The following is a 17,346-nucleotide window of genomic DNA, read 5'->3' as shown; positions in this document are numbered from 1 at the left end:
GGACCGGTATGCGCGCTCATCGGCGGTTCGCGGTGGCGGTGGCGTTGACGGCGGCGCTCGGTGTCGCGTCGGTCGCGGTGGTGGTCGAGACGGTGTCGGCGGCCGATCGCGGCACGACGTCGACGAACAGCGGAGCCGGCGTGGCGGACCCGCCCACGACGACGTCCGACCCGAAGCCCGGCGAGTAGCGCCCGCCGGCGCGGGTCACGGCGACCTGGCGGAGGATCCGTCCGAGGTCCGTCCGGTCGGCGCGCCCCGCAACCGGTGATCGGGCGGGAAGCCGCCCGTCCTGAGCCACACCCGCCAGTCGGCCGCGCCGAACACGCAGTTGCCGGACCGGACCCGCGCGAAGTCCCCGCCCACCGCGAGCACCGCCCGCCACAGTTGCGGCTGCCGGGCGCGGTAGTCCTCGAACGTGACGGCGTCCTCGCGCGAACGCGCGCAGAACACTCCGTGGTCGGTGGTGGCCAACAGGTCGCGCACCTGGAGGAAGCAGCCTTCGGTACCCGACCCCGGCGCGCGCGGCAGCCGGGCGCCGATCACCCGCCACACCACCGGCGCGCCCAGTTCCTCGCCCACGCGGCGCGCCCAGTACCGGTCGTCGTGCTCCGGTCCGGTGACGACCGACAGGTCCCGCCCCGCCCGAGGCCGCACCGACCGGGTCCCGGTACCGACCCGCCGCGCGGTGAACCCGTCCGCGACCAGCCGCAGCAGGCCACCGGGCACGTCCACCACGACGGCCATCCGCCCGCCCACCTGCTCGGCGTCCACCTGCTCCTGGACGTGCCCGGGGTCGTACGGGGGCCCGTCGAGCACGGCGGGCGCGTCGGCGACCAGCTCGTGCACCTCGACCGACGTGGTGTCGCCGGGCAACAGCCCCAGCCGGACGGTCTGCTCCAGGCGCCAGGTGACCGCACCGCCCGGTGACCGCTCGACGCTCACCAGGCGGCCGTCCGCGAAACCGCGCGTGTCGTCCAACCACGCGTTCAGCGCGTCCGGGGTGTCGATGCGGATCACGTCCCCATCGTGCCGGACGGCGTCACGCGAACACCCCGGATTTCCCCGCCGTCCGACCGCACCCGCCCGGCCGACCGGGTTCGGCAATCCCCGAACTTGGGGATACGCAGACCGCCCGCCGCCCCGCCACGCTCGTCCTCGGCAGGATCGACACCTCTCGCGGAAGTGGTTCGTCCGATGAGGATCGGGGACAAGCGGCGGTTCCGGCGTGATCCGTACGCGTACATCGAGAAGCTGCGCCGGGACGCCGAGGTCGTGTTCCCGCTGCCCCGGGGCGGGTGGTGCGTGGGCGACCCGGAACTGGCGCAGGAGGTGCTGCGCGGGCCGGAGTTCAACGACGGGCCGTCCGACTTCTTCGGGCCGCTGCTGCCGACCAGGTCCGCCCAGGTCGCCGTCGGCCACGCGGTGCGCGACCTCCTGCGGGCCCACGCGGCGGGGTTCGGCGACCGGTCGGCGGCGGCCGTGGCCGCGATGCCGGCGGTCGGCCGCTGGCCCACCGCCGGCCTGGAGCTGGTGTACCGATGCCTGGCCGACCTCCTGCTGCACCCCGCGACGCACGCCGGCACCCGGCGGCTGCTGGAACGGGCCGTCGCCGGCGGCGTGGTGATCCGCCCGCACGGCGTGTGGCGGCGGGCACGGGCGGAAGCGCTGCGCGGGCGGCTGGTCGCGGCGGTGGCCGCGCGGGTGCGGGAGCGCCGGAGCGCGCCCGCCGACGTGCCGGGGGACGTGCTGGACGCGGTGGTCGGCGCGTGCCCGGACGGGATCACCGACCGGGGCGTGGCCGAGGTGTTCCTGGTGCTGTTCCGGTCGATCGTCGCGCCCGTCGGCGGCTCCCTGGCGTGGTCGGTGCTGCTGGCCTGCCTGCACCACCCGGCGGGCACGCGGTGGCCGTGGCCGGCCGACGCGGTCGTGCGCGAAGCGTTGCGGCACCGGCCGATGGCGTGGATGGTCGGCCGCACGGTCCCGCGCCCCACCGAGGTCGGCGGCCTGCCGTTGCGGCCCGGCGACGTCCTGTCGGTCAGCCCCTACCTGCTGCACCACGACGAACGCCGCTGGACCGACCCGGCCGCGTTCCGGCCGCAGCGCTGGGCTGAACCCGGCGTGCGCGGCCCCTACCTGCCCTTCGGCGCGGGCCCGTTCGCCTGCGCCGGGGCGGCCGTCGCGCGGGCGCTGACCGCCGAGGCCCTGGCCGCGCTGGGCCGGGACGCCCGGCTGACCGTGACCGGCGGCGACACCCGACCCGTCCTGGCCGACGGCGCGGTGCCCCGCCCCTTCGTCCTGCACCGGGCACGAACCGCACCGGGAGGAGGTGAACAGCCATGACCGCCGTGTTGCGCCGCGTCTTCCGCAACAAGCCGAGCCGCCACTGGAACTGGGCGTAGGCCGACCGGTGGTCCGGACCCCCGCACCCCGTGGCGGCGTCCGGACCACCGGGTCCTGCTCAGCCCCGGTCCAGGCCCACCGGCTCGTCCGGCACGACCTGCGCCGGGTGCGCGGGCAGCGCCCCCGCCCCGCCGGACACCGGCACCGCGCCCTCGACCGGGAGCGTGACGAACGTCTTCGCCAGGTCGACGGTGAGCCGTCCGGGCTGGGTCGGCGCGCCGACGAACCCGGCGTCGGTCCCACCGATGATCACCGCGAGCTGGTGGCCCCTGGGCACCACCTTGTCGGTGCTCGCCAGCCGGAACGTCATCGTGTACGGCCGGCCCGCGACCAGTTGCACCTCCTCGCTCAGCGAGCGGTGGTTCGCCAGGTCCGCCCAGCCCCGGCTGAAGATGTGCAGCCCGACGTTGGCGGTGTCGGTGGCGGCGATCCGGTAGCACGCGTCGTCGCCGGTGGTGCTCGACCCCCAGCAGTTCTCGGCGGTCCCGAACTTCACGCCCTCGCCCGCCCCGCCGTAGTTGCGGATGCTCTGCTGCCCGTAGTCCACGAGCACCGCCGAGACCCGCGCGGTGGTGGTGCTCGGCGTGACGGTCACGGTGATCGTGCCGGTGCCCGACAGGTGCAGGTCCTGCGCCAGCACGCCGGTCGAGTACAGCACGCGGGACGTGGACGTCGCGGTCGGCCCGGTGGCCCAGGTCGTCTCGCTCACCCGCCCGGTGTCGGTGAACGACGCGCTGCCCGCCACCGCCGCGCCCGAGGTCAACCGCCCGACCCCGGCCGTCGACCCGGCGACCGGCCGCAGCACCACGTCCCGGGTGCCCGCCGCGGGCCACGCGGTCTGGTCGGCCCACACGTCCGGCTGCCGCTCGACGCTCACCCGGGGCGAGTCCCCGACCCCGTTGTCCAGGCCCAGCAGGTAGTGGTCGAACCACTGGTGCAGGGCCGCCACCCACTCGGCGCGCCGGAAGTCGAACGGGTCGACGTGCCCGGTCTGCGACAGCCACAGCTTCCGGTCCACGCCGGTCGAGGCCAGCGCGCTCCACCACTGGCCGAAGTTGACCGACTTGACGTTGAGGTCGTTGACCCCGTGCGTGGCGAACACGCTCGCCTTGACGTTCTTGGCGGCGGCGACGTAGTCCCGTTCCAGCCAGCCTGCCGAGTAGTCGCCGTTGGCCGGGAAGATCTGCCGCAGCCGCTGGCCCGCGGCGGAGCAGTCCTGCCCCTGGTTGCGCGCCGAGACGGTCTGCGCGAGCCCGGCGGGCGAACCGGAGTTGCCCACCGCGCCGTCGGTCCGGTAGTAGTCGTACCAGCTGGAGATGGCGGCGATGGGCACGATCGTCTTCAACCCGGCGACCCCGGTGGCCGCGACGCCGTTGGCGATCGTGCCGTCGTAGGACTTGCCGATCATGCCGACGTTCCCGGTGCTCCAGCTCGCGCTCACGGCCGTGCCGCCGGTCGCCGCCGAGTAGCCGGTGGCGCGCCCGTTGAGCCAGTCGACGACCGACTTGGCCGAGCCGATGTCCGACGCCCCGCCGATGTCGACGCACCCCCGCGACCGGTTCGTGCCGGCGAGGTCGACCAGCACCACCGCGTACCCGCGCGGCACGAAGAAGTTGTCGTAGTAGAGCGGGAAGCCGACCGGGCGACCGGCGCTGTCGTAGGTCTTGACCTCCTTCTCGCCACCTCGCCCGCAGCACGAGTAATAGGGGCTGGCGTCCATGATCACCGGCACCTTGACGCCCTTGGCGGCGGCCTCGCGGGGCCGCACGAGATCGGCCGCCACCCGGTCGGCGCGCCCGTCCGCGTCGCCGTCGCGCCCGGTGTCCACCCACACCGTTTCCCTGATGGCGGAAGCGAAGTCGTACACCGGATCGCTGGCCACCCGCCCGGCCGCCGCCGTCGCGGTCCCCGGTACCGCCGTGGCGGCCAGGACCAGGGCCGCCGTCACCAGATTCACCAAACCTGAGCGCATGTGCTCCGCCTTCCCGACGTGAAGCCCCCGCCCGATCGAGCTTGGAGGGAAAGGCGCAGCCCGCAGTAGGGCGGAACGTACGGGGACAACCGGGCTAAGATCACGTGACCGGTCAGGGGGCACCGTGACGACCGACGCCACCCCGTCGAGCGGGGGCGTCTTCGAGGGGTTCGAGGAGTACCGGACCCCGCGCGACGAGGACTACCAGCGAGTTCTGGCCGAGGGCCTGGTGGTCCTGGACGCCAACGTCCTGCTCAACCTGTACCGGTACAACGCCGGGGCGCGCGACGACCTGCTGTCGGTGATGGAGCGCATCGGCGACCACCTCCGGGTCCCCCACCAGGCGGTGCGCGAGTTCTGGCGCAACCGGGACTCGGCGCGCTGCGGGACGCGGCCCGGGAAGCCGACACGACCCTGGAGAAGCCCTACCGCTCCGCCGAGAACGCCATCTCGGTGTGGACCAAGAAGGCGGCGCTGCCGGACCAGCTGAGGGACGACCTGCGAACCCGGCTCGAACGGGCCTTCGACGCCGTGCGCCAGGCCATCGCGCAGCAGACCGACATCGACGCGTCGGCGCACACGCACGACACCAACGAGGACCACGTCCTCGACCGGCCGGCCGGACTGCTCGCCCGGCGCGTCGGGCCGCCGCTGCCACCCGAGCGGCACGAGGCGGCGTTGCGGGAGGCCGAGTCCCGCATCCAGGCCCGGCGACCGCCCGGATACCGGGACGAGGACAAGGAACCCGACCTCCGCGTCGGCGACTACCTGGTCTGGGAACAACTGCTGTGCGAGGCCGAGTCTCGTCGGTGCGACGTCCTGTTCGTCACCAGCGACACGAAAGAAGACTGGTGGCACCGGGTGCGCGAGGACCTGCGAGGTCCCCGGCACGAGCTGTCCGCGGAGTTCCGCGAACGCACCGGGCGGCGACTGTCCATGTTGCAGCCCGGGGGACCGGAGCGAGCAGGACGAGATCGTCGCGGAGGTGTTCCGACGGGCCGACGAGGCCGACTGGTCCACGCTGACCGGAGCCGAGAGGGCCGGCCTGCTGTGGCATTGGGGCGACGACCCCGCCATCGGCGGCAAACTCTTCGCCCAGGGCTATTCGAGGCGTGCTGCCCACGGCTGGCTCAAGGACGTCCCGATGAAGGAGTATGCGCGCGCGAAGGAGGGCTCGGACGGTATGCCCGCTTCACGCGGTACCGGTACCAAGGCCCTGACCAGTTCCTTCGCGAGATCTACGGAGACGGGTGGACCGTCGAACCCGACTCGTTGCGCAGCAAACCGAACAGTCGGGGGTGGAGTTGCACTACGTGACGCGATTCCCGATCCCCAACCCCGAGTTCGGTTCCGGCGGCTGAGAACCTTCCGCCCGCCGCCGTGCCCGGCCACGACCGTGACCGGGCACGGCGGGCGCGTCACCCGGACCGGCCGCCGTCCGGGACGGTGGGCCGCTCCCCCGTGCGGAAGCGGGCCATCCCCGGCACGATCAAGGTTCCGACGCACGCGACCAGCACCACGAGTGCGGTGCCGACCAACGCGTTGCGCTCACCGGTCGCCTCCACGACCAGCGGCAGCAGCGCGAGCCCCAGCGGACTCATGGAGTAGGAGACCATGAAGTCCAAAGAGGACACCCGGGCCTGGAGTTCCGGCGGCACCTCCCGTTGGACCGCGCTGAACCACGGGACGTTGAACAGCTCCATCCCGATCCCGGCCACCGCGTACGCCGCCACCACCGGCCAGGACTGCGACGACAGCGCCAACGCCAGCGGGATCCCGGCGTACAGCGCCAGTCCCAGCACGGCGACCGCCCCGGGCCGCCTCGGCGTCCACCGGGTCATCACCGCACCACCGGCCAGCGCCCCCACCGAGTAGCCGGTGAGCGCCGCGGCGAACACCAGGTCGGTCCCGAACCGGTCGCGGCTGATCACCGGGAGCAGCACCATCTGCGCCGCCTCCCCCACCGCGAGCACGAACACCAGCATCACCAGACCGGCGACGAACCACCGGTGCCGGCGGGCTTCGCGCACCCCGGCCATGAACTGCGCCGCGAACGACTCGTCCGCCCGCACGCCCGGCACGGCCCGCTCCGGCAGCCCGCGCGCGGCCAGCGCCACGAGGCACCACAACACCGCCGTCAGCACCAGGACGGCCCAGGGCCCGACCCAGACCACCGCCCCGGTCGCCACCCCCGGTGCCAGCACGAGCGCCAGCCGGAAGGTGATCGTGGACAGCGCGTTGGCCGACTGCCGCTGCGGCTCCGGGACCAGCTCACCCACCAGGGCCTGGTAGGACGGCCGGAAAGCGCCCTCACCGGCACCGACCAGGAACACGCACAGCACGCTCCCCCACCCCGGCCCGGTCAACGCGACCGGCAGGGCGAGCGCCGCGACGACCCGGACCAGGCACGCCAGCAGGATCGCCCGCCGCCGTGACCACCGGTCGGCCAGCACACCCCCGGGCACGGTCGCCAGCACGAACCCGACGGTCTTGGCGGCCAGCACCGGACCCAGCACCGTCGCGCCGGATCCCTGGTGCACCAACGCCAACGTCACCGCGGCGGGCAGCAACGAGACCGCCCAGGCGTCGGCGGTGTTGGCCAGCCACAGCCGGCGGAACGCCGGGACCGACCACGCCCCGCGCGTCGCCTGCCCGACGGCGGTCACGAGGTCGGCCGGCCGACGACCGTGCCGTCGACGGCCGGCAGGTCGGCGGGCGCGTGCGGCGAGCCCAGCTGCCCGGCCAGCTCGGGCCGGTAGTTGGCGGTCCGCGCCGGTTCGAGGCTGTGCGGGACCAGCGATCCCGCCCTGCGGTGCAGCTCGTCGGGCGAGGTGTCGAGGGTCAGCCCGTGCTCCTTCATCCAGTCGTCGTTGTAGATCGTGTGCAGGTAGCGCTCACCGCTGTCGGCGGCGAGGATCGCGACCGAACGGCCCGAGCCGTGCTGCCGGGCCAACCGCAGCGCGACGCACAGCGCCGCTCCGGTGGAGCCGCCGACCAGGATCCCCTCCGAGCGGGCCAGCACGCGGCACGCGACGAACGCGTCCTCGTCCGAGACCTTGTACACCGAGTCGAGCCGGGACAGGTCGTCCAGGTTCGCCGGCGTCCACCCCAGGCCGACGCCCGGGATGAGGTAGGAGTGCGAATCGCCGCCGAACACCGCCGACCCGATCGCGTCCACCCCGACCACGTGCACGTCGGGCGCGTGCTCGCGCAGGTAGCGCGAGATCCCGCCGAGCTGGCCGCCGGTGCTCACGGTGGCCACCACGGCGGCCAGGCCCGGCCCGGTCTGGTCGACCAGCTCCACGGCCGTCCCGTCGTAGTGCGCCAGCGAGTTGAGCGGGTTGAAGCACTGGTCGGGCCGGAACGAGCCGGCGATCTCCCGGTGCAGCTGGTTGGCCAGCGCGATCCGGGTCTTGTGGTACGAGCCGGTGTCGTCCTGTTCGTGCACGACGATCACCTCCGCGCCGAACGCCTGCAACATCGCCAGGTTGGTCGCCGTGACCTTCGGGTCGACGATGACGATCACCCGGTAGCCCCGGGCCGCGCCGATCATCGCCAGGGAGATGCCGAAGTTGCCCGAGGAGGACTCGATGACGGTCCCCCCGGGCCGCAGCAGCCCCTCCTCCTCGGCGCGCCGCACGATGTACCAGGCCGGGCGGTCCTTGATGCTCCCGCCGGGGTTGCACCGCTCCAGCTTGACGACCACGGACGCGTCGGATCGCCCGGTCAGGTGCCGCAGACCGATCATCGGGGTGGCGCCGACGGTGTCGAGCACCGTCGGCGGTCCGCCGTTCACACCGGTGCAGGGATGCGGGACGTGTGCCATACGAACTCCAAGAATTGTGCTCAGCAGATGAGCGCAGGGACGATTGCGACAGCAACCAGCGCGAAATGGGGCGCACAGGAGTGTGCGGCGGCACAATGCCCTCTCACGGAGGAGGGCAGCGGGTGGCGATGTGACGTGATCGCAGTGGTCCGCGCACGGCGAGGAGCCCCCGGAAGCCGACCCGGCGACAATCCGCGCGAGGCGGTCGGCGGTCGGCGCCCGGGGAACGCGCGAACAGGTCCGGCAGCGGGAGGGCGGCCGGGAACGCCACGGGAAAGGCCGATCAGGTCCGGGCGACGCACAGGGACAGCAGGACGTCCCGGCCGCCGGTGGTGATCGGCGGCGGGCGCGTCCGGTCGACGCCGGGCGGGCCGTGCCCGCGCGCGGGCCGTACCGCCGGGTCCGGGCAGGTCCACAGCGCGAGCAGGAGCACCACGCCGGCGAAGACGTCGCCGCCGAGCAGCAGAAAGCAGTCGGAGTGCCGGATCAGGACGCCGAACCCGTCGGCGCTGCCGTGGTGGTGGTCGGTGGGCGAGGGCGCTGTCACGGACACGACGGCGGCCGGGTTCGGCGGGCCGGCGACGTCGTCGGTCGCGCACACGGCCAGGTACAGGTAGAGGAACCCCACCAGCAGCACCCAGGGCGCGGACCGCCGCGACCACCGGGCACTCCGCCGGGTGCCGATTCCACCTTCCACAGTCATGTGAACATACTGATCTCGCGGTGCGCCCGATACACCTGATCGTAGGTATCGAATTGCCCGGTGAACGGCAACGGTCAACTCTGGATCCAGAGGAAAGCCGGAACACCCCCGTTGCCCATTCCCCTTTCGGCGAATCCGCGCGGACGGCCACCGATCGCACTCGTGGAATCGCTTTCCACACCGTCCGGCCGGGAGCGCACGCCCCTGATGGAGCAGGGCGGGCGGCAAATCCCGGAGGTCGACGACGAACAGTGACGTTCCGGGGGCGGTGATCGACCGGAAGGTGACGCGGCCGGCCGACGAACCCGCCGGGCGCTAGCCCCGGAACGGGTTGAGGCTCTTGAGCCGGGCCAGGAGCGGCGCGACCAGGTCGGCGGCCCATTCCCGCAACGGCGGCACGAACAGCACCAACGCCACCGCCAGCGCCACGTACAGCGCCATCCCGCCCCCGCGTTTCCGTGCCACGAACGCCTCCTCGACTCGTCGCCCCCTCACCACGATGGCACAAGACCCGCCCGCGCCACCGGCGCCCGGCCCGTGGGCGGCCGACTCCACCACTGCCCCGTGCGTCGAACGGCCCACCTCCGGCATCCCGCGGCGAACCGGGGATCGGCGGACGGCCCAGGCCGGGAACCCCTCGTCCCGGTCCCGCGCCCGGGTACCGCCGGACCGACGTCCCCACCGCACCGACCGCCGAGTCCACAGTGGTCGATCACCTCCGACCGGCCTCCACAACGGACGGGGCGCGGGCCGGGCCGGGCGTGGGCGGGTAAACTGGGCGGGTGGGGGAAGTCGCGCGCATCGGGGTGTTCTACGACGGGACGTGGTTCGCCTACCTGAGCGATTTCTACGCGACCGAGCACCCTCGGGCGGCGCGGATCGCGTTGGACGGCTTCCACGACGCCCTTCGCTGGTACGTGCACACCGAGACCGGGTTGCCGCTCGACGTCTGCACCGTGGACGAGGCGCACTACGTCCGGGGCCGCATCGAGACCCCCGCCACCTCCTTCGACGCCGCCCTGAGCGCGGCCGGGATCGTGCGGCACGACCTGCCGCTGCACGGCGGCAAGGAGAAGGGCGTCGACGTCCACTTCGCGCTTGAGGTGTGGGAGCGCGCGACCGCCGTGCCGTTGCAGTGGGTGGTGCTGGTGACCGGAGACGCCGATTTCACGCCGCTGGCCACCCGGCTGACCGGGCGCGGGGTGCGGGTGGTCGTGCCGGTGGTCGACATCCGGTCCTCGCCGCTCCCGCCCGCCTGGACGCCGCGCACGGCGGCACCGCTGCGGGCCGCGGCGAGTCGGACGCCGGGGTTCGACGCGCTGTTCGCGCCCGCCGACCGCGACGACTACCCGCTGCGGCCACCGTTCTTCCGGTCGACGGGGGTGGTGGCGTCCCCGGTCGGGTCGCCGCGCGGACGGCGGCGCGGGACGGTGACCGGGTGGCGGGCCGGGCAGCCGCACGGGTTCATCACCGACAGCCGGGGCGGGTCGTGGTTCGTCTCCAGCGACGACCTGCCGGCCGGGCGGTCCGCGCTGGCCACCGGCACGCCGGTGTCGTTCACCGGGTCGCCGACGCCCAACCCCGGCCGCAAGTACCCCCGGGCCTTCTCGGTGCAGCCCGAGCCGGCCGACCGCTGAGCGCGGGTTCCCGTCGTACGCGTGCTCCTCGCCGGCCTCGGCCGCACCTACCCGCTGATCCCGCTCGCGATCGCCGCCGGCCAGGAGGTCCACGGGCCGCCGCCGGACCTGGTGGTGCACGAGTGGGCCTGCCGGGTGCCGCCGACGCCGCGCGCGACGCGGGGATCGGCCTGGCCACGGCCGAGCGGATCCCGCTGCGGCCGGTCGCGTTCGGCACGCCGGAAGTGCTCGCGACGGCGATTCGCGGCGTGGCGGGGTGGCGGGGTGGCGCGGTTGTCACTGCCGTAGGGGCCGACCAGTCCGCCAACGCCGACGCGCTCGCCCGCGCACTGCCCGACCACGTGCCCGGCCAAGACGCCACGGGGCGGGGCACTGTGGTCACCGGGCCGGCGGACCGCCCGGTGACCACAGCGGGCGAAGCGCACAGCCGAAGCTCCGCCGGCGCCCCATGGGGGGAAGGCGCGGGCGGCACTGGGGACTCGGCCGCGGCTTCGAGCCGATCAGGCCCAGGAGGAGCAGCGCTTGCCGTCGCAGACGCGGGTGACGAAGTCGCGGGCGCGGGCGTAGGTGCCTTGGGCACCGAGGTCGCGCACCTTGCCGTCGAACCGGCCCTGCGCGGTGATGTTCACGTTGGTCCGCACCACCTCCCAGGTGCCGTGGTAGGTGCCGTCGCCGTTCGGGATCCACGTGCGGCACACCTCCGCGCCGCGCCCGTCGGGCAGGAGGTGCACGTTGCACGCGGAGTAGTAAGGCGTCATGCCGCCGGCACCCGGCGCGGCGGCGGCCGCGGCGGCTCCGCCGAGCAGGAGCGAGGCGGCGGCGGCCGTGACGGCGAGGGCGGAGGTCAGCCTGCTGGTCAGCGCGGTGGGCACGGTGGATCCCTTCGTATCGGCAGCGTTCGGCCGTGGTGTTGGATCGCTGCGTGCGCCACCTTGCTCGGCTGATCATGTGGAAACCGTGCGCGGAACCTGGAACTCGCAGGTCGCCGGGGGTCGAGGGGCGGTGACGGCGATCGAGTTCCGGCTGGCGGGCGAGGTCGAGGCGGAGTTCGGCGGGGTCCGGGTCGACCTGGGGCACCCCAAGCAGCGCGGGGTGCTGGCCGTGCTGCTGGTCGAGGCCAACCGGCCGGTGCCGGTCGACCGGCTGATCGACCGGGTGTGGGGCGGGCAGCCTCCCGCCCGGGGCCGGAACACGCTCTACAACTACCTGTCGAGGCTGCGCGCGGTGCTGCCGGACGCCGAAGGGGTGGCGCTGGTCCGGCGGTCCGGCGGCTACCTGGTCACGGTGGACGAGCAGCGCGTGGACCTGCACCGGTTCCGCCACCTGCTGGCCCGCGCCCGCGCGTGCCGCGACGACCACGAGGCGCTGGGGCTCTACGTCCGGGCGCTGGAGTCGTGGCGGGGCGAGCCGTTGGCCGACCTCGACACGCCCTGGGCGCGCGACCTGCGGGACACCGTGGCGGGCGAACTGCTGGCGGCCGAGCTGGACCACGCCGACCTGGCGCTGCGCTGCGGGCGGCACGCGGGTCTGCTGCCCGGTCTGTCCGCCCGCGCCGCCCGGCACCCGCTGGACGAGCGGGCCGCCGCCCACCTGATGCTCGCGCTCTACCGCGACGGCCGCCAGGCCGACGCCCTGGAGCACTACCAGCGGGTCCGCGCCCGGCTGGCCGCCGACCTGGGCACCGACCCCGGCCCGCCGCTGCGCGCGCTGCACCAGCGGATCCTGACCACCGATCCCGGCCTGCACGCCCCGGCGCACGCCGCGCCCGCGGTCCCGGTGCCGCGCCAGCTGCCCGCCGCGCCGGGGTCGTTCACCGGCCGGGACGGCGAACTCGCCGCGTTGAGCGCGGTCCTGGACGCGGTGCCGGTGTTCGCGATCGGCGGGGCGGGCGGGATCGGCAAGACGGCCCTGGTGCTGCACTGGGCGCACCGCGACGCGCACCGTTTCCCCGACGGTCAGCTGTTCGTCGACCTGCACGGGTTCAGCCCGGCCAACCAGCCGGTCGCCCCGGACGAGGCGCTGCGCGGGTTCCTGGCCGCGCTCGGCGTGCCGCCCGACCGCGTCCCGGAGGGCGTGCAGACCAAGGCGGCGCTCTACCGCAGCCTGGCGGCGGGCCGGCGGATGCTGGTGGTGCTGGACAACGCGGCCGGTACCGACCAGGTGATCCCGCTGCTGCCCGGCACCCCCGGCTGCACGGTGGTGGTCACCGGCCGCAACCGGCCGGCGTCGCTGATCGACCGCTACGACGCCCGCCACCTCCAGCTCGACGTGCTCGGCCACGCCGAGGCGCACGCGCTGCTGTCCGCGCGGCTGGGCGCGCCCCGGGTCGCCGCCGAGCCCGGGGCGACCGACGAGCTGGTCGAGCTGTGCGGGCGCTACCCGCTCGCGCTGTCGATCACCGCCCGCCACGCCCGCACCCGGCCCGCCGTGCCGTTGGCGGAACTGGCCGCCGAGCTGCGCGAACTCGGCCTGGACATGCTCGACCACGACGACCCGACGGCGAGCCTGCCCGCCGTGCTGTCCTGGTCGCTGCGCGGGCTGACCCCCGACCAGCGGCGGGTGTTCGCGCTGCTGGGCGTCGCGCCCGGCCCGGACACCGGTCTGCCCGCCGCGGTCTCGCTGACCGGGCTGCCGGCGGCCCGCGCGCAGCGGACCCTCAACGCGCTGGAGGACGCGTCGCTGCTGGACCGGCGCACGGGCGGCCGTTACGCCATGCACGACCTGATCCGGGACTACGCGGCCACGCTCGCCCGCGACCTGGAGCCCTCGGTGCGCGAGGCCGCGCTGCGCCGGGCCGTGGACTGCTACCTGCACACCTCGCACGCCGCCCAGCGGCTGCTGGACCCCCACCACGAGCCGGTCGAACTCGACCCGCCCGCGCCCGGCGTGCACGTCGTCCGGCCGACCACCGCGCCGGCGGCGCTGTCGTGGCTGGACGTCGAGCACCCGCACCTGTCGGCCGCGCAGCACACCGCGCACGCGCACGGGTGGCACCGCCAGGTGTGGCAGCTCGCGTGGACCATGACCACCTTCCACTCCCGGCGCGGGGTCCAGCCCGACGAGCCGGCCCTGTGGCGCAACGCGCTGGAGGCCGCCGGGCACCTGGCCGACCCGTCCGCCCGGCTGCACGCCCACCTGTTCCTGGGCCGCGCGCACATCCGGCTGGGCCGGCCGGCGGAGGCGATCGGCCACCTGGACCGGTCGCTCGACCTGGCCCGCGCGCACGGCTTCCCGGTGCACGAGGCGCTCACCCACCGGGTGCTGGCCGAGGCCCGGTCCCGGTGCGGCGACGACCGGCGGGCGCTCGACCACGTCCTGCTCGCGCTGGACCTGTACCGCGCCCTGGACCACCCGGTGGGCCAGGCCGCGGCGCACTCCGACGCGGGCTGGGTCGCCGCGCTGCTGGGCGACTACGACACCGCCCGCACCCACTGCCGGACCGCCATCGAGCTGAACCGCGCGCACCGCGACGACCCCGAGGTGGAGGCCCACATCCGGGACAGCCTCGGGTACGTCGACCACCACACCGGGCGGCACCGGCGGGCCGTCGAGCACTACGGCCGGGCGCTCGCGCTGTACCGGCCGCTGGGCAGCACGTACTACGTCGCGGACACCCTCGACCGGATCGGCCACCCCCACCTCGCGCTGGGCGAGCACGACCGGGCGCGCGCGGCGTGGCGGGAAGCCCTGGAGCTGTACCGGGGCCAGGGCCGCGACACCGAGGCCGGGCGACTGCGGCAGCGCCTCGCCGACCTCGGCTGAAACCGCTCCGGGCCGGCTACCAGGAGGAGGCCCGGCGGGCGATCCGGATCAGCTCGGAGCGGCGGTGCCGGCCGAGCTTCGCGCGGATGTTTTCCAGGTGCCGGTTGACCGTGCGCACCGCGATGCCCAGGTCGTCGGCGATCTCGCGGTTGTCGTAGCCCTTGGCCAGGCAGCGCAGCACGTCCTGCTCGCGGCCGGTGAGCGCCGGGGTCGTCCGGTGCAGTTCGCCGATCAGGTGCGCGGCGAGTTCGGCGGGGATCACCGGGGCGGTGCGCACGGCGGCGACCGCGTCCCCCAGTTCCGCCGCCGTGGCCGCCTTGGTGAGCCAGCCGTGCGCGCCGGCCCGGATCGCGGTCAGCACCTCGTCCGGCGCGGCCTGCGACAGCACCAGGACCCGGACGTCGGGCCGGTGCCGGCGCAGGTGCCGGACCACGTCGAGGCCGCCCGCGCCGGGCTCGCCGAGCCGCAGGTCCACCACCGCGACGTCGAGCGGCACCCGGTCGGCCAGCGCGCACGCGGTCGCCGCGTCGGCGGCCTCGGCCACCACGACCGCGCGGCCGTCGCGGTCCAGGCCCGTCCGCACGCCGTCGCGGGTGACCGGGTGGTCGTCCACCACCAGGACCCGGAGCGGTTCGTCGGCCACGGTCAACTCCTCCCGATCGGCACCCGCAACTCGACCTCCGCGCCGTGGCCGGGCCGGCTGCGCACCCGCACCTGGCCGGCCAGCCGCTCCACCCTGGCCCGCACGGACAGCCGCAGGCCGACCCCGGCGGTGTCCTGGTCGGGCGTGAACCCCACGCCGTCGTCGCGGACGGTCACGATCAGGTGGCCGGGTTCGGGCAGCACGGTGAGCCACACCTGGCGGGCCCGCGCGTGCTTGGCCACGTTGGTGAGCAGCTCGTGGACCGCGGCGGCGATCTCGTCCACCACGTCGCACGGCAGCCGGTCCGGCCCGCCGGCGACCAGGCGGACCGGCAGGTCCCGGTGCCGGTCGGCGACGCCCGCGAGCCGGTCGCGCAGCGACACCGTGTCGCGCGGCGACACGGCGAGGTCGGTGTGGGCGTCGGCCAGGCCGCGCAACGCGGTCTCCTGGCGGGCGATCCCCTCCGCCACGGCGGCCAGCGCCGGCCCGGCCGACAGCTCCCCGATCCGGGCCCGCAGCCGGGCGAGGTCCTGGAGCACGTCGTCGTGGATCCGCGCGGCGAGCCGTTCCCGCTCGGCCAGCCGCGCGGCCCGCTCGCCGCTGCGCACGGCCTGCCGGTGCAGCAGGTCGAGCTGCCCGGCGACCGCGCCGAGCACGCCGCCCAGCAGCACGTAGGACAGTCCCCAGCCGACGGCGGTGAGCAGGTGGAGGAACGACATGTCGTCCGACGCGACCTTGTTGGCGGCGTAGGCGAACGGCAGCGCGAGGGCCAACGCGGCACCGGCCAGCAGGCCGCCGCGCAGCCGGTAGACGACCCCGCACGCGGCGACCGCGGCGGCCGGGTAGGCGCCCATGAACGACGGGTGGTCGGTGAGCATGGCGTGCGGCGGGTGGATGTGGCCGGCCAGCACGATCAGCGCGACCGCCACGCCCAGGTCGACCGCCAGCACGAGCGCGACCCGCCGGACCGCCGCCGCGGTGAGCCAGGCCGTCCAGATCCCGGTGCCCAGCAACGCGATCCCGGCCTCCACCGGCCGCTGCACCTGCCCGCCGAGCAGCGCGACCAGCACCATCCAGCCGAGCGCCAGCCACCGCAGGGCCAGCACCAGCAGCATCGGCGCAGGGTGGCGCACCTCTCGCGCGGTCACCTAGTCGACCCGGACGAGCACGCGGGCCGACGGCCAGGTGCACGCGGAGCGCCGCAGGAACCGCTTGTGGCAGGCCGCGACCTCGACCACGTACGCGGTCGCCGGGCGTGGATCGGGCACGGTGAATTCGTACCCGGCCACCTCCCGCTGGGTGACCGATTCCGGTGACGCGCCTTCGGCCCACCAGGCGACGTTGAACGCGTCCGCGTCGCCATACTGCCAGGCGACCCGGATGCCGTCGGCGTCGGCGTGCGCGGCGGTGATGCACGGCCGATCCTGCTTCACGCAGGCGCTGCCGGGTGGCCGCGCGTCCGAATACCGTTGTCCGGTCAGGATTCGCGGGGTTCCGCCGACCGGGATGACGACCGCACCGCCGGCGAAGTTCTGGTAGGCGACGGTGTCGTTGACCCCGGAGTCGGCGGGTTGGCCGAGCCGTCCCGCCGGGCCGCCTTCGGCCGTCCACACCGCGAAGACGGCTTCGAGGATCACTACGGGCCCGGCGTCCGGCAGCGCGTACACCACGAACTCCGGCCGCTTCCCGTCCACCTGCGGCGCGATGTTCCACGGCGTGTAGCGCACACCCGTCGCGCCGGTCGTGGTGTCGCCGGCCGGGCAGCCCACCCCGCCGCGCTCCCCCCACTCGCGCACCGGGGCGTCCACCGCGAAGTGCGGGCAGTCCAGCCTGCTCGACCGGTCGTAGCCGATGGTGGCGGCCAACATCGTCGCCGACAGCAACGCGACCAGCGCCACCACCAGGCCGTGCACCGCCCGCTGCTGGCCGGACACCCGGTCCGGCAGGCGGTCCGCGTCGGGGTCCGTCCCGACGAGCAGCCGGGCGTCCCGGCCCTGCCGCCGCAGCCACCACGCGACCGGCGGCAGGCAACCGGCGATCGCGCCGGTCAGCGCGACCTCGCCGGACAGCTCGACCATCACGTGCGCCAACGCGGCCGAGCAGACCACGGCCAGCACCGCCGAGCCGACGTCGCGGACCACCCGCCACCAGCGCGGTGCGGTCAGCCACTGCCACGCCCAGCACACCCCGACGTCCCACGCGTCCCGGTCGGCGGACCGCAGCCCGCGCCGGGCGTCGCGCAGCACCGCGCGGCGCACCGCGAACCCCAGTTGCCACCAGGCGATCTGGGCACCCAGGACCTCCACGAGCACCCGGTGCCCGCCACCGGCACCGGACGTCGACGCCACGCGGCCAAGTCTGGCCGCGCCGGCCACCGACCGCACTAGCCCGGACGGGCGCTCG

16 protein-coding genes are annotated in these 17,346 nt (G+C 74.8%); 6 read left to right on the top strand and 10 right to left on the bottom strand.

All coding sequences use genetic code 11. The features are described from left to right. The first annotated feature begins 8 nt into the window (after positions 1 to 8). Positions 9 to 188 (top strand): hypothetical protein, encoded by a 180-nt coding sequence (locus AC0HI0_RS09795; RefSeq protein ID WP_480931976.1) that lies wholly within the window; start codon positions 9 to 11, stop codon positions 186 to 188. 16 nt (positions 189 to 204) lie between these two features. Here the strand turns inward: AC0HI0_RS09795 and AC0HI0_RS09790 are convergent, their stop codons facing one another. Continuing rightward, positions 205 to 1,017, bottom strand: a complete 813-nt coding sequence (locus AC0HI0_RS09790; protein WP_480931975.1) for a hypothetical protein — start codon at positions 1,015 to 1,017, stop codon at positions 205 to 207. 177 nt (positions 1,018 to 1,194) lie between these two features. Between AC0HI0_RS09790 and AC0HI0_RS09785 the strand changes: the two genes are divergently transcribed. Continuing rightward, entirely contained in the window at positions 1,195 to 2,340 is a 1,146-nt protein-coding gene (locus tag AC0HI0_RS09785) for a cytochrome P450 (protein ID WP_480931974.1), read from the top strand. 118 nt (positions 2,341 to 2,458) lie between these two features. Here AC0HI0_RS09785 and AC0HI0_RS09780 read toward each other — a convergent pair whose 3' ends face one another. After that, positions 2,459 to 4,372: a Xaa-Pro dipeptidyl-peptidase gene (locus AC0HI0_RS09780; protein WP_480931973.1), complete on the bottom strand. Its 1,914-nt coding sequence runs from the start codon at positions 4,370 to 4,372 to the stop codon at positions 2,459 to 2,461. 124 nt (positions 4,373 to 4,496) lie between these two features. Between AC0HI0_RS09780 and AC0HI0_RS09775 the strand changes: the two genes are divergently transcribed. Both AC0HI0_RS09775 and AC0HI0_RS09770 read left to right on the top strand, forming a co-directional pair. Further along, entirely contained in the window at positions 4,497 to 4,862 is a 366-nt protein-coding gene (locus AC0HI0_RS09775) for a PIN-like domain-containing protein (protein ID WP_480931972.1), read from the top strand. Further along, complete coding sequence (locus tag AC0HI0_RS09770) at positions 4,754 to 5,689, top strand: PIN-like domain-containing protein (RefSeq protein WP_480934274.1); 936 nt, start codon at positions 4,754 to 4,756, stop codon at positions 5,687 to 5,689. Before AC0HI0_RS09775 ends, AC0HI0_RS09770 begins: the two co-directional genes overlap by 109 nt. A 101-nt stretch (positions 5,690 to 5,790) precedes the next feature. On the opposite strand, the gene AC0HI0_RS09765 is transcribed toward AC0HI0_RS09770, so the two are convergent. The 4 genes from AC0HI0_RS09765 to AC0HI0_RS09750 form a co-directional block, all read right to left on the bottom strand. Then, entirely contained in the window at positions 5,791 to 7,038 is a 1,248-nt protein-coding gene (locus tag AC0HI0_RS09765) for an MFS transporter (RefSeq protein WP_480931971.1), read from the bottom strand. After that, a complete protein-coding gene (locus AC0HI0_RS09760) occupies positions 7,035 to 8,198 on the bottom strand; it encodes a PLP-dependent cysteine synthase family protein (RefSeq protein WP_480931970.1) in 1,164 nt (387 codons plus the stop codon). Before AC0HI0_RS09760 ends, AC0HI0_RS09765 begins: the two co-directional genes overlap by 4 nt. 283 nt (positions 8,199 to 8,481) lie before the next feature. Then, complete coding sequence (locus tag AC0HI0_RS09755; RefSeq protein WP_480931969.1) at positions 8,482 to 8,901, bottom strand: hypothetical protein; 420 nt, start codon at positions 8,899 to 8,901, stop codon at positions 8,482 to 8,484. A gap of 315 nt (positions 8,902 to 9,216) precedes the next feature. Beyond that, on the bottom strand, positions 9,217 to 9,366 hold the full coding sequence (locus tag AC0HI0_RS09750; RefSeq protein ID WP_480931968.1) for a hypothetical protein: 150 nt from the start codon (positions 9,364 to 9,366) through the stop codon (positions 9,217 to 9,219). A 317-nt stretch (positions 9,367 to 9,683) separates the two neighbouring features. Between AC0HI0_RS09750 and AC0HI0_RS09745 the strand changes: the two genes are divergently transcribed. Further along, positions 9,684 to 10,538, top strand: a complete 855-nt coding sequence (locus AC0HI0_RS09745; RefSeq protein ID WP_480931967.1) for an NYN domain-containing protein — start codon at positions 9,684 to 9,686, stop codon at positions 10,536 to 10,538. 500 nt (positions 10,539 to 11,038) lie between these two features. Here the strand turns inward: AC0HI0_RS09745 and AC0HI0_RS09740 are convergent, their stop codons facing one another. Further along, positions 11,039 to 11,410, bottom strand: a complete 372-nt coding sequence (locus tag AC0HI0_RS09740; RefSeq protein ID WP_480931966.1) for a hypothetical protein — start codon at positions 11,408 to 11,410, stop codon at positions 11,039 to 11,041. A gap of 130 nt (positions 11,411 to 11,540) precedes the next feature. Here AC0HI0_RS09740 and AC0HI0_RS09735 point away from each other — a divergent pair, with 130 nt between their 5' ends. After that, positions 11,541 to 14,300 carry an AfsR/SARP family transcriptional regulator gene (locus AC0HI0_RS09735; RefSeq protein ID WP_480931965.1) on the top strand — a complete coding sequence of 920 codons (2,760 nt, stop codon included), beginning with the start codon at positions 11,541 to 11,543 and terminating at the stop codon, positions 14,298 to 14,300. A gap of 16 nt (positions 14,301 to 14,316) precedes the next feature. Here the strand turns inward: AC0HI0_RS09735 and AC0HI0_RS09730 are convergent, their stop codons facing one another. The 3 genes from AC0HI0_RS09730 to AC0HI0_RS09720 are packed head-to-tail and all read right to left on the bottom strand — an operon-like array spanning position 14,317 to position 17,291. Next, entirely contained in the window at positions 14,317 to 14,943 is a 627-nt protein-coding gene (locus AC0HI0_RS09730; protein WP_480931964.1) for a response regulator, read from the bottom strand. Positions 14,944 to 14,945: 2 nt separating this feature from the next. Then, a complete protein-coding gene (locus AC0HI0_RS09725) occupies positions 14,946 to 16,058 on the bottom strand; it encodes a sensor histidine kinase (RefSeq protein ID WP_480931963.1) in 1,113 nt (370 codons plus the stop codon). A 33-nt stretch (positions 16,059 to 16,091) separates the two neighbouring features. Beyond that, positions 16,092 to 17,291, bottom strand: a complete 1,200-nt coding sequence (locus AC0HI0_RS09720; RefSeq protein WP_480931962.1) for a hypothetical protein — start codon at positions 17,289 to 17,291, stop codon at positions 16,092 to 16,094. Positions 17,292 to 17,346: the final 55 nt, after the last annotated feature.

The sequence above is a fragment of the Saccharothrix sp. NBAS 001 genome, assembly GCF_056640475.1.
The sequence above is the reverse complement of the archived record's forward strand: the minus strand, read 5'-3'. Positions and strand labels throughout refer to the sequence as shown.